The organism is Bradyrhizobium sp., from assembly GCF_035273305.1.
Taxonomy (GTDB): Bacteria; Pseudomonadota; Alphaproteobacteria; order Rhizobiales; family Xanthobacteraceae; genus Bradyrhizobium.
On sequence record NZ_DATEPI010000104.1, the window covers coordinates 37,549 to 50,046 of the forward strand.

Below are 12,498 nucleotides of genomic sequence, written 5' to 3' on the forward strand. Positions count from 1 at the left end.
CCGCATAGCCGTTGCTAATTGAACTGAAGCGACTCGCGCTACGCGACGCTTGCGAGAAATGCCTCTTCCGCCGCATCCACCGCGTCAGGAGTTCCCACATGCATCCACATGCCGTCCAGCCGGAGCCCGAATAGCCGCTCCTGCTCGTTGGCCCGGTCGAATATCCTGGTAAGCGAAAATTCGCCGGGTGGCGCGCCGGCGAATACGGCCGGCGACATGATCGCGGCGCCGGCATAGACGAATGGAACCACTTGGTGTTCCCTGCGCTTGCGCAAGGCGCCATCGGCGAGCATGCCGTAGTCGCCGCGTCCGCTGTAGCCGACGCTGGTTGTCGTTGGCGCCATCAGCAACAGTATGTCCATGCGCGTCGGTTCGAACGATTCCGCCAGACGCGCCAGGTTCGGTCGTACGCCGTCGATCCAAAGCGTGTCCGCGTTGACGTGAAAAAACGGTGCGGTCCCGAGCAAAGGCAACGCCCTCACGACACCGCCGCCAGTGCCGAGTACCTCGTCGCGCTCATCGGAGATGATAACGCGGGGCCGCTTGCGCTTGGCGACATGGTTGATGATCTGATCTGGCAGATAATGCACGTTGACCACGGCTTCGTCGGCCCCGGCATCAGCGAGCTTGTCCAGAACATGATCCAGCAGCGGACGGCCGGCCACACGAACCAATGGCTTCGGCGTCCCGTCGGTCAGGGGGCGCATGCGCACGCCGAGTCCGGCTGCGAGTATCATGGCTTTGGTGGGTCTGACGGACATGTCGGGGTTATCTAAAGGGGATCTATCGGTTGCATTTAAGAATCATAACACGTCAATTCGCTTCGCGCATGGCCAGTCTCGGTGCAATAACCGGACGAGATGACGGTTATACGACCGCTGTGGCGGATTAAACTTCCGCGCCCAACGGTGCGCGTTTTCCGCCCTTCTTTTTCTTGTCGCCCGTTTTCAGGAAATTGACCCCGATCTGGTCGCCATTGACCCACGCCAGTTCACAGCGGCGATATGCAAGACCGGTGGATGAAAGCAAGAGGAAGAATTCCTTTAGATGCAAACCTTCGACGGAGCCTTCTACGCTGAGCTTGGCGCCGGTTTCCGAAATGTCTTCCATCATGCACTCGCGTCGCCAAGTGCCATCAATACCCATCATTTGGGCGGGAACACCGCGCTCAAATGTGACGCGCTCGCCCTTGCGCCTTTCTGCCGCCATTGATCCGCTCCAGCCCACACATCCGCGCCCCGCGCAGATGTCAGGGTACAGCCCACCATAAAAGCGCGGGCGCTAATAACTGGTAAACTAAGCCTGCGGAGGAGGCACGTTGGTCGCGTACCAATCCCTGACGCGCTCCAGCGAAGGATGTGCCAGCGAACGAATGAGATAGGTCCAGATTCGGGGCTGATGGCGCAAATATTGCGGCTTGCCGTCGCGCCGGTTCAGCCTCGCAAATGTGCCGAGCAGCCGAGTATTCCGTTGCGCCGACATGAGCGCATAGAGCTCGGCGAACCCGGCAGCGTCGAACGTATTGTCGAAGGCGCGCCGCGCCTTGATGTACCGCGTCAACAACAAAAGCTCGAGCTGCTCCGGCACATCGATCCGCGCGTCCTGCAACAGCGATACCAGATCGTAGGAGGTCGGACCGAGCACGGCGTCCTGGAAGTCGATGATTCCCACCCGCGCGATGCCCTCCCGTTCGCCGAGCCAGATCAGGTTGGGGGAATGAAAATCTCGCAGCACCCAGGTTCCGGGAGCGGAGCTGGCCTCCCTCAACAGATCGCGCCATATGGCGGTGAATTCCGCACGCTTGTCGCTATTGAGTGCGACGCCACGATCCGGCAGGTACCATTCGGGCATCAAGCCGAGCTCCACCAGCATTGCACCAGTGTCGAATGCCGGGATGGTGTAGGTGAGCTGCGAGCCCAAAAAGAGAGTTTCAGGCAGCGTTTCACGATGCAGTGCCGCCAGGGCGTCGGTCGCGGCTTCATACCGTCGGACGATCGGCCGAGGTGGGTTGCCTTCGATAATACCTTCGCTGCCGAAGTCTTCAGTGATCAGGAATCCAGCATCGAGATCGGCGTGATGTATGGCCGGCGCGGAGAAGCCGCGCTCGCGCAGGCCTCCGGCCATGGCGACGAACGGCTTGACGTCCTCTGCCAGGTGCACGGCGGCGCTATATGACTTTCCATCATAGATCGGGGGACCGTCCGGTCGCCGCGGCGAGTTCATCAGTATGGCAGCGCCATCATCGCGCAACAGGCGGGCGTAGGAACGCGTCGAGGCATCGCCGGTCATGCGCTGGCGTTTCGCAGCTGTATAACCCGAAGCGTCGAGAAAGCTCAGGAGCGCTTGCAATCTGGCGACCTGCGCGGCGGCCTTGCCGTATCCAGTAATCTCAGCCGCGCGTGCTGTTGATCCCAAGGCCGGACGGTGAGCGAGCGCGATATCAATGCGGTCCGAGGGCAACGCCGACGGGGCGCGCTCCGGCCATTCGATTAGCGCGACAGCACCTTCTGGCAAGGGCGATAGGCCAATCTCTTCCAGTTCGATCGGATCGTTGACGCGGTAAAGATCCGCATGGAGCAGCGGATACGGCGGCAATTCATAAACCTGCACCAAAGTGAAGGTCGGGCTTGGGACCTCCAACGCATCGTCACCGGCTAGATAGCGGATCATGGCCCGCGCCGCTGCGGTTTTGCCGGCGCCGAGGTCGCCGGAAAGCGTGATCAGGTCGCCAGGACCAAGCAAAAGGGCCAGATTGGCCATCAGATTTGCGGTCGCGGTTTCGTTGGATAGCGCCACCGACAATGTCGTCGGCTCGGTCATTCCGCGGCGTTGCGATGCGCGGACTGCTCGATCGGAAAATCGCAGGTCACAGTCGTGCCCTTGCCGACGATGGAATCGACTCGCACCTTGCCTCCGTGCAGTTCGACAAAGGAACGAACCAGCGACAGCCCGAGCCCGGCGCCGCGATGGCGGGAACCGTGCGAGTGACTTTCGAACCAGTCGAACACTTTATCTTTAACATCGGGCGGAATCCCCGGGCCGGAATCGGTCACCGTGAACGTAACGCTATGCTCGGTGCGTCGGGCGCTCAAGCCCACCGTAGCATCGTGGGGCGAGAAACCGACGGCGTTGGCGAGCAGATTATATAGCACTTGCACGACACGGCGCTCGTCTCCGATGAAGCTGCCGATATTGTCGTCGATATCGACCTTGAGTTTGATGCGATCGGTCGCCAAACGGTCCTGGATGCCTTCGGCGGCGGCCTCGATCGTTTTGCGTATGTCGACAATTCCCAAATTGAGCGACATCGCGCCGGCATCGATGGTTGCGAGATCGAGGATGTTGTTGATGATCGCAAGCAGCGCGTTAGTGGACGTCGTGATGTAGGCCAGATATTCGGCCTGTTTTGCGGTCAGCGGGCCGGTAACGGGGTCACTCAGGAAATGCGCAAATCCGATGATGGTAGTCAGGGGCGAGCGCAGCTCATACGAAACGTGATGGACGAAATCGACCTTCATCTGATCGGCGGTCTCAAGCGCCTCGTTGCGCTCGCGCAACGCGCGCTCGACATTTTCGGCGTCGCTGATGTCCTGGAACGTCAGCATCGTGGCGCCGTCGGGCAGCGGCATGGTCATGCAATCGAGCACGCTACCGTCACGCCGCTCCAGCTTGAGCGGCACCTGCACGCGATTTTCAATCGCGGTAATCGCTTCGCGGATCGTGCGCCACGTGTTCGCTTCATCGAACAGCGGCCGACACCAGGCTTCAACGGCTTCGATATGAGGCTGCTCGCGGAGGGCGTCGGGTGACAGCTTCCACATTTTCGCAAAAGCCGGATTGAATAATTGCGCTCGGCCGTTGCTGCCGAACACCGCAACCGCCTCGGCGAGATTGTCGAGGGTTTCACGCTGCACCCGGATCAGGCCGTCGAACCGGCGGGCGAGGTCGAGGCTTTCGGTAACGTCATCGAACAGGTAGGTGACGCCGCCTTCCGGGTTGGGGGTGGTGACGACGCTGACAGCGCGGCCATCCGGGAGGTACCAGGTATCCTTGGTGGGTTCGACCGCGCGGTAAGCCTCATGCAGCTTGGCTTTCCAGGCGCGGAAATCCGGCTGCTCCGGGAGTTTGCGTGCCGCGCGTAGCCGATCCAGCACGCTGGAATCATCGGGATTGGCGTCGAGAAACGTCCGGTCGAGATCCCACAGGCGGCGATAGGAATCGTTGTAGAACGCGAGGCGCCGAAGTCCATCGAATACGGCGACACCGGACGACAATTGATCGAGCGTGCGGCGATGAGCCTCCGCCATCCGTACCAGCGCTGCGCCGAGCGCGGTGGCTTCGCTGGCGTCGATGGCGATACCGGCGCTTCCGCTGTCGAGCTTGAGCGCATGCACGTCATAAACGCGGCGCTCACCGCCAACTACGATCGGCAGCCGCCCGGCGAATTCCGACTGGTGACTGAGCGCGCGGCTCATGATTTCGCGCTGGTCGGTTTCGAGCAATTCGAGGTCGCGATCAATCGCGTCCGCGGTACTTACGGCTTCGGTGGCTTTCGCATAGGCGGCGTTGGCATAGCGCAGCCTGCCTTGGGCGCCCTTGGCCCAAATCGGCCAAGGCAGGGCGGCGGCGAAATCGCGCAACAGCTCGGTTTCCTCCAGCAGTGCCTTATATCGCAGATTCGATTCCGCCAGCTCGCGGCGGACACCACCCAGTTCGCGAATCCGAACAATGGCTTGCCCGCCGATCGCCCGACCCATGGCCTCGATCGCGCGTCCATTTGACGTGCTGAGATTAAGCAGGAAGCCTTCGCCGGCCTCGCGCAGTGCGTCGAGCGCGTGGTCCATTTGCAGGGCCGGTTCGGGCGGCAACCAGGTTCCGAACGCAAGGATGCGCTGCGGTGGATGTTGCGCGGACTGCTGCGGCATCAGTAGAGACGTGTCGCCGCTGATTTCGGGACGATCGTCGCCGGCCGCCCACGATATCAGGATCTGCGGCTCCGCGAACAACAGCGCCCGGAAGCGGTCGGCCTGCGCCTGCAGTTCGCCGACTTCCGCTCTGAGCCGAGCCTCGTTTTTGGCGGCGCGGAGGCGGGTTCGCATTAACAGGATCGCCGCCAGCACCGAAAACCCAAGCAGCGCGAGCGCGGTGGTAAGCACCGCGAATTCCTGCCGATTGAGATCGAGATAGCCCGAGAGGGCTTCTATAACAGACGATTCATCAGCCTTGGCGGATTTAACCGAGACGAATGCCGCGGCCACAAGTGCGACCACGCCGTGGCGTGCCAATGTTGTGCACGACAGCAGGGTCCGACGCATCGTAACGATCACGCCTGACATATTTGCCCCAAACCACACGAATTTGCGCCCGGTGACCCCCCACCGTGCGCGAATCGATTGACAATATCCTCTTCCGGACTCGAGGGGTAAGAGTCCAGATCGTGAACGCGAATCCGCTCGCCCAAAAATGGGTATTAACCTGTGCGTGCTTGTTGAGTAGCTGTTGAGAAATCAGCGTCCGGTCGAACCAAATCCGCCGCCGCCGCGTTCGGTCGAGGACAGCGACGTCGTCGCAACCAGTTCCGCCCTCACCACGGCCGCGATTACCATTTGCGCGATCCGCTCGCCCCGCCGAATCGCAAACGGCGCGTCGCCGTGGTTGATTAGGAGAACGGTTATCTCGCCGCGATAATCCGCATCGATCGTGCCGGGGGCATTCAGCACGGTGATGCCGTGCTTTGACGCGAGTCCCGATCGTGGACGAACCTGCGCCTCGGTGCCTCCGGGCAAGGCCACCGAGATGCCCGTCGGCACCAATACGCGCTGGCCCGGCGACAGAGTTATCGGAGAGTCCTCCGGGACGGCAGCGAGCAGGTCGAGTCCGGCGGCGTGGGCGGTCTGATAGGCTGGCAGCATCAGGCCCTGGCCGTGCGGCAGCCGCCGCACCTCGACTTTGATGGCTGAACTCACGATTTTCCTCCGACGGTCTCGGCGATGCGCGCGACCAGCGCCGTGGCAACTTCCTGTTTGGTCATCACCGGCCAGGAGTCGACTTTGATTTCCCCATCCACGCGGCTCAGCAGATGGACCGTATTGCGGTCGCCGCCCATAACACCCGTATCTGGTGAGACATCGTTGGCGACGATCCAGTCGCAGCCCTTGCGGGCCAGCTTTGCTTTGGCATTCTCGATCAGCATTTCGGTTTCGGCGGCGAAGCCGATCACGAGCTTTGGGCGGCCGTCCTTCAATTTTGAAATCGTTGCGAGGATGTCTGGATTTTCGATCAGTTGCAGTGGGGGCATGCCGGCGGAAGTCTTTTTTAGTTTCTGCTCGCCCTGCTCCGCAACGCGCCAGTCAGCGACAGCCGCCGCGAAGATCGCGATATCCGCGGGAAGAGCGGCTTCCACTCGCCGCAGCATGTCGCGCGCGGATTCCACATGCTGGACTTTAACGCCAGGGGGATCATCGATATCGACCGGACCGGAAATCAGCGCGACCTCGGCTCCGGCAGTAGCTGCCGCAGCGGCGATCGCAAACCCCTGTTTCCCGGAAGAGCGATTGGCGATGTAGCGTACCGGATCGATCGGCTCGTGGGTGGGCCCTGCGGTAATGAGAACGCGCTTTCCCGCCAGCGGTTGCGGCTGCGCCCGATGCAGCAGGCGCTCTGCTGCGGATGCTATCTCGATCGGTTCTGCCATCCGCCCGAGGCCCGCCTCCCCCGCTTCTGCCATTTCGCCAGTGTTGGGTCCGACCAATGCGACACCGTCCCGTTCGAGCTGGACGACGTTGCGGCGGGTAGCGGCGTTGTTCCACATCAGAGGGTTCGTCGCCGGCGCGAGCAGGATCGGACGATTGGTGGCGAGCAGAATGGCACTTGCGAGATCGTCGGCAAGACCATTTGCCATCTTCGCCATCAGATCCGCGGTGGCCGGCGCCACGACAATCAGATCGCACTCGCGCGCCAGCCGGATATGGCCCGCGTCGAACTCGCTTTGCGGGTCGAACAAATCTGTGTAGCAGCGCTCGTTCGAGAGCGCGCTTGCGGCAAGCGGAGTTACAAATTGCTGCGCCGCTTTGGTCAGCACGCACCGGACGCGGATTCGCCGCTCTTTCATCCTGCGGATCAGGTCAAGGGCCTTATAGGCGGCAATGCCGCCGCCGATGATCAGTGTAACCCGAGCCTTGTCGAACACGTCAGGGCGGCTTGGGCCGCGCATAGATGCCTGGACAGGGCGTGGAATGGCTTGCGGCTGCGTGGCTTCGAATTCGTAGGGCACACCTTCTATGGTTTGCCGCAGGATTACCCGGACCTCCTCCTCGACAGAACGGCCATTCTTGGCCGAACGAAGCCGCAGATAGGTCTTGATGGTCTCGTCGAGCTTGCGGATCGTTATGCTGGCCATCGGCAGGGTCCAAATGTGATATCAATGATACCACATTTTGCAATCATTGCAATCAAAGCTGGCGCACCGCAAACAGGATAGCGATGAAGGTCGCGGCGATCACCCAAAGCGCCAGCGTACGCCACCGGCTCTTCCGGCCCTCGGTTCGTCCCATGGCCGCAATCGTTTCGGGCGCCAGTCTGAGACCCTCGCGGCTCATGGTCTCCATCTGCTCGATCACGGCAACCGAACGCGCCGCAATGGTCGGCAGGCCGCTCATGACGCGGCCGAGTTCGCCGGCGCCGGACAGCGCGCCTTGAATGCGGCCGACCGGCCCGAGGTTGCGCTCGATCCATTCGCGAACCACGGGATCGGCGATTTTCCAGATATCAAGTTTCGGGTCGAAGCTGCGGGCAACTCCCTCGACCACGACCATGGTCTTTTGCAACAGGATCAATTCAGGCCGGGTGCGCATGTCGAACAGGCCCGTGACCTCGAGCAACAGCGTCAGCAACTTCGCCATTGAGATATCTTCGGCAGTGCGGTTGTGTATCGGCTCGCCGATCGCGCGGATCGCCTGAGCAAAATTCTCGACCGAATGATGCCCCGGCACATAGCCGGCCTCGAAATGCACCTCCGCGACGCGCCGATAGTCCCGGGTGATGAACCCGAGAAGAATCTCTGCGAGGAAGCGCCGCTCCTTGCCGCCGAGTCGGCCCATAATGCCAAAATCCACCGCGACCAGGCGGCCGGCTTCATCAAGAAACAGATTGCCCGGATGCATATCGGCATGAAAAAAGCCGTCGCGCAAAGCATGGCGCAAGAAGCTCTGGATCACCTTGCGCCCGAGGTCCGGCAGATCCACGTTCGATTGTGCCAGGCGCGCATGGTCGCTGAGCGCGATGCCGTCGATCCACTCCATGGTCAGCACGTTGTGGGTAGTGCGATCCCAATCGACGGCGGGCACGCGAAAGTCCGGGTCGTCGCGCGTATTCTCCGCCATTTCCGAAAGCGCCGCGGCTTCCAGCCGCAGATCCATCTCCATCGCAACCGAGCGCGACATGGTGTTGATGACTTCGACCAACCGAAGCCGGCGCGCCTCCGCCGAATAAGTTTCGGCGTTGTGCGCGACAAAGAAAAAGTCGCCGAGGTCGCGACGAAAGCGTGCGGCAACGTTGGGCCGAAGCACCTTGACCGCCACCGGTTTGCGCACGCCATCCTGCTCGGTTTCAGCGCGATGTACTTGCGCGATCGAGGCCGCGGCCACGGCAGGACCAAGGCTTGCAAATGACAGGGCCAGCGGTCGCTCCAGCGACTGCGCGATGACGGCCTCGGCCTCGCTTTGCGAGAACGGCGGCAGCCGGTCCTGCAAGCTTTCCAGATCGCGCGCCATCGCCACGCCGACCACATCGGGGCGCGTGGCTAGAAATTGGCCGAGCTTCAGATAGGCTGGCCCTAGCCGCGTCAATGCGCGCGACAGCCGCGGGCCGGATTTCGCGCCGGGACGCTCGATAATACGCGCCAGTCGCAGTGCCAATTGCCCGGGCGGAGGCACCAGTGACGGATCGACAACGCCGAACACGCCCTCGCGCGCGAATACGAAGCCGGCGCGGGCCAGCCGCGCGATGTGGGTCAACGCCGAGATCACAAACGCCAGCCCGAATGCAAAGCCACAATGCCGCCGCTGAGCCTTTGCCAGCTGACACGGGAAAGGCCCGCTGACCGAATGATCTCGGCGAAGGCGTTCGGCTTGGGAAACTTGCGGATGGATTCCACAAGATAGCGATAGGATTCGGCATCTCCGGTGACCGCGCGGCCGAGCGGCGGGATCACCTTGAACGAAAACAGATCGTAGATCCGTTCGAGCCCGGGCACGTCGACAGTGGAGAACTCAAGGCAGAGAAATCTGCCGCCGGGTCTGAGAACCCGAAACGCTTCTCTCAGGGCGAGATCGATGCGCGGGACGTTGCGAATCCCGAACGCGATCGTGTAGGCGTCAAAACTTCGATCGGGAAAAGGAAGGGCCTCCGCATTGCCTTCGACGAACGAGACCCGCTCGGCCGCGTGCCGTGCAGCGGCGCGCTCACGGCCGACATTCAGCATATCGCAATTGATATCGCATACGGTTGCGCGAAACCCAGCTCCAGCATCCTTCGCGGCGCGGAATGCAATGTCACCGGTACCACCGGCGGCATCGAGAAGTGCAAATGACTGGTCCCCACGTGGCGGATTCAGCGCGGTAATCATTGCCTGTTTCCAGAGGCGATGCATGCCTGCCGACATCAGATCGTTCATCAGGTCGTAACGCTGCGCCACGCTGTGGAATACGTCGTTCACCAGCGTCTGCTTGTCGCCTGACGGGACGTCCCTGAAGCCGAAATGCGTGGTGTTGGCAGGCTGATCTATCACTTTACGCCCTCGAACTGGCAGCTTCCGGACCATAGCGCGCCCGCCGCAATGTCGCTATCACGTCAGCACCACAAGGTGAACGCCCATCCATGCCTGAATTACCCGAAGTCGAAACCGTCCGCCGCGGGCTGCAGCCAGTGATGGAGGGTTACCGGATTGTAAAAATGGAAGTCAGGCGCAAGGACCTGCGCTTTCCATTTCAGCGGGATTTTGCATCGCGGCTTACCCGGCAGACCGTGACCGGGCTCGGCCGGCGCGCGAAGTATCTCCTGGCGGACCTTTCCTCCGGCGACGTACTCCTGATGCATTTGGGCATGTCGGGCTCGTTTCGCGTCATGAAGGATGAGGAGGAAAAAACTCCAGGCCAATTTCACCACGTTCGAAACGCGGATCGCGCGCACGATCATGTGGTGTTCCACATGTCATCAGGTGCTTCTGTCGTGTTCAACGATCCGCGCCGGTTCGGCTACATGAAGATCATCGCGCGTCGGGCACTCGATCAGGAGCCGCTGCTCAGCGAGCTCGGCCCCGAGCCGCTCGGAAATGAATTTGACGCGACTATGCTGGCGCGCTCATGCGCCAACAAAAAGACCAGCTTGAAAGCGGCGCTTCTCGATCAGCGCGTGGTCGCGGGTCTCGGCAACATCTACGTCTGCGAAGCACTGTATCGCGCGCATCTGTCGCCGCGTAGGCTGGCCGCCACGCTCGCGACGAAGGCCAGACAACGGAACGGTATTCCGGGCGGCGAACCCACCGATCACGCCAAGCGTTTGGTTGCGGCGATTCACGCGGTGCTGAATCAGGCGATCAAAGCCGGGGGCTCGTCATTGCGCGATCATCGCCAGACCTCGGGCGAACTCGGGTATTTCCAGCACTCATTTCAGGTCTATGACCGCGAAGGTGAGAAATGCCAGACCGCTGGCTGCGACGGCATCGTGAAACGATTCGCCCAGAACGGACGCTCGACGTTCTGGTGTCCGAAGTGTCAGAAGTAGGCTGAACAAAGGAGGGCCGATGCCCCGGAATTGGCGAGACCGCGCTGCTGCCGTTTTCGAGTGCCAGAAGAGCCCGGCATCGGGCAGCCGCGGCATGGTAGTCAGTAATCATCCGCTCGCCTCGGCCGCGGGCGCGGAGATGCTGGCGGCTGGCGGCAACGCCATTGATGCCGCCATCGCCACACTGTTCACGCTGACCGTGGTCGAGCCGATGATGGTCGGCATCATCGGCGGCGGCATGGCGCATATCCGCCTCAGCGATGGCAGCCATCGCTTTATCGACGGACAGAGTACAGTTCCGCTTGCGGTCCAGCCTGATACGTATCGTCCCAAGCCGGGTTCGGCGCCTGAGGTGTTCGACACAGTCAATGACGAAAATCTCAGTGGGCCGAAAGCAGTCGCTGTGCCCGGATCGCTGAAGGCCTGGTGCGAGACGCTGAGCAGATACGGAACGATGTCGCTGGCCGATGTCATGCAGCCGGCGATCAAGCATGCGTCGCGCGGCTTTGCGGCCACGCCGTACCTTCACGAATGCATCGTCGACTCGGCCAGCGAAATGTCAAAAGACAAGCCGATCTCTGCGGTCTATCTACCGAACGGATCGCCGCTCAAGCCCGGCGAGCGCGTGCTGCAATCGGAATATGCGGAGACGCTGACGTACATATCGCGTCAAGGCGAGGCGGCGCTGTATCGGGGAGCTCTGGGCGATGTTTTGGTCGATTACATGAAGGCGCATGGCGGTTTCATCAGCCGTGAAGATCTCAGGGCATACAAGACAGTTGAGCGATTGCCGATCCGGGGCGATTACCGCGGCTGGGAGATACTCGGCCCGCCTCCGCCCGCCGCCTCCGGCGTTCACATCGTCCAGATGCTGAATATTCTCGAAGGCTACGACATTGCCGCGAAAGGTTTCGGCAGCGCCGAGACCATCCATTTGCTGGCCGAAGTTCTGAAGATTGCCTTTGCAGATCGAGCGGTCGCGAGCGGTGATCCTGAGTTCGTCGCGGTTCCGGTCGAGCGGCTCACCTCAAAGGATTATGCCAGAGAGCGCCGCGATGCGATCGTTGCTAACAAGGCCAATCGCTGGGGCGCGGGCGTCTCGCAACTTGAAAGCGCTCACACCACGCACATGACGGCCGCTGATGCGATGGGCAATGTGGTCGCGACCACACAGACCATCAACAACCTGTTTGGCGCGAAGTTCATGATACCCGGCCTTGGCGTTGTGCCGAACAACTACATTAACCTGTACGACCCACGGCCTGGTCATGCGCTGTCGCTCGCTCCCGGGAAGCGCGTCACTACTTCGATGTCGCCGATGATGGCGCTGCGCGGCGGCAAGCTGGTTTATGCGCTGGGCCTACCCGGCGGAAAGCGTATCTTTCCAAGCGCGCTGCAGGCACTGATCAATCTGATCGATCACGGCATGAGCCTGCAGGAAGCGGTCGAGGCGCCACGGGTCTGGACCGAGGGCAATGCGCTCGAGGTTGAACCGGCCGTTCCGGATCGCATTCGCGACGAACTGCGGTCAATGGGTCACGAGGTGCAAGCCGTAGCGACGGTTGCCGGCGGCATGAATGGGATTCAATTTCACGGCGATGGCATGCTGACCGGCGCGGGCTGCTGGCGCGCTGATGGCACGCCCATAGGCTTGGCCGGAGGGCTGGCCAGATCAGGCGTTCGCTTTGCGTTGGCATGAGGCGAGGGCCTAAACTG

At 61.6% G+C, this 12,498-nt stretch carries 10 protein-coding genes; 2 read left to right on the plus strand and 8 right to left on the minus strand.

Going from position 1 to position 12,498, the window contains the following annotated elements; genetic code table 11:
* Nucleotides 1–38: 38 nt before the first annotated feature.
* From VJV58_RS06920 to ubiE, 8 genes are all read right to left on the minus strand, one after another.
* Nucleotides 39–761, minus strand: a complete 723-nt coding sequence (locus VJV58_RS06920) for a nucleotidyltransferase family protein (RefSeq protein WP_324136593.1) — start codon at nt 759–761, stop codon at nt 39–41.
* Between the two features lie 127 nt (nt 762–888).
* Nucleotides 889–1,209 carry a PilZ domain-containing protein gene (locus tag VJV58_RS06925; protein WP_324136594.1) on the minus strand — a complete coding sequence of 107 codons (321 nt, stop codon included), beginning with the start codon at nt 1,207–1,209 and terminating at the stop codon, nt 889–891.
* A gap of 87 nt (nt 1,210–1,296) precedes the next feature.
* Nucleotides 1,297–2,820: a tRNA (adenosine(37)-N6)-threonylcarbamoyltransferase complex ATPase subunit type 1 TsaE gene (tsaE, locus tag VJV58_RS06930; protein WP_324136595.1), complete on the minus strand. Its 1,524-nt coding sequence runs from the start codon at nt 2,818–2,820 to the stop codon at nt 1,297–1,299.
* Entirely contained in the window at nt 2,817–5,315 is a 2,499-nt protein-coding gene (locus VJV58_RS06935; RefSeq protein WP_414641431.1) for an ATP-binding protein, read from the minus strand. The genes tsaE and VJV58_RS06935 overlap by 4 nt, the downstream gene beginning before the upstream one ends.
* A 192-nt stretch (nt 5,316–5,507) precedes the next feature.
* On the minus strand, nt 5,508–5,966 hold the full coding sequence (gene dut / locus VJV58_RS06940; protein WP_324136597.1) for a dUTP diphosphatase: 459 nt from the start codon (nt 5,964–5,966) through the stop codon (nt 5,508–5,510).
* Nucleotides 5,963–7,399 carry a bifunctional phosphopantothenoylcysteine decarboxylase/phosphopantothenate--cysteine ligase CoaBC gene (coaBC, locus tag VJV58_RS06945; RefSeq protein WP_324136598.1) on the minus strand — a complete coding sequence of 479 codons (1,437 nt, stop codon included), beginning with the start codon at nt 7,397–7,399 and terminating at the stop codon, nt 5,963–5,965. Before coaBC ends, dut begins: the two co-directional genes overlap by 4 nt.
* A 52-nt stretch (nt 7,400–7,451) precedes the next feature.
* Nucleotides 7,452–9,026, minus strand: a complete 1,575-nt coding sequence (gene ubiB, locus VJV58_RS06950; RefSeq protein WP_324136599.1) for a 2-polyprenylphenol 6-hydroxylase — start codon at nt 9,024–9,026, stop codon at nt 7,452–7,454.
* Complete coding sequence (ubiE, locus tag VJV58_RS06955; RefSeq protein WP_324136623.1) at nt 9,023–9,784, minus strand: bifunctional demethylmenaquinone methyltransferase/2-methoxy-6-polyprenyl-1,4-benzoquinol methylase UbiE; 762 nt, start codon at nt 9,782–9,784, stop codon at nt 9,023–9,025. Before ubiE ends, ubiB begins: the two co-directional genes overlap by 4 nt.
* Before the next feature lie 92 nt (nt 9,785–9,876).
* Between ubiE and mutM the strand changes: the two genes are divergently transcribed.
* Nucleotides 9,877–10,782, plus strand: coding sequence for a bifunctional DNA-formamidopyrimidine glycosylase/DNA-(apurinic or apyrimidinic site) lyase (mutM, locus tag VJV58_RS06960; RefSeq protein ID WP_324136600.1), 906 nt, complete (start codon nt 9,877–9,879; stop codon nt 10,780–10,782).
* A 19-nt stretch (nt 10,783–10,801) separates the two neighbouring features.
* Nucleotides 10,802–12,481, plus strand: coding sequence for a gamma-glutamyltransferase (gene ggt / locus VJV58_RS06965; RefSeq protein WP_324136601.1), 1,680 nt, complete (start codon nt 10,802–10,804; stop codon nt 12,479–12,481).
* Nucleotides 12,482–12,498 lie beyond the last annotated feature (17 nt).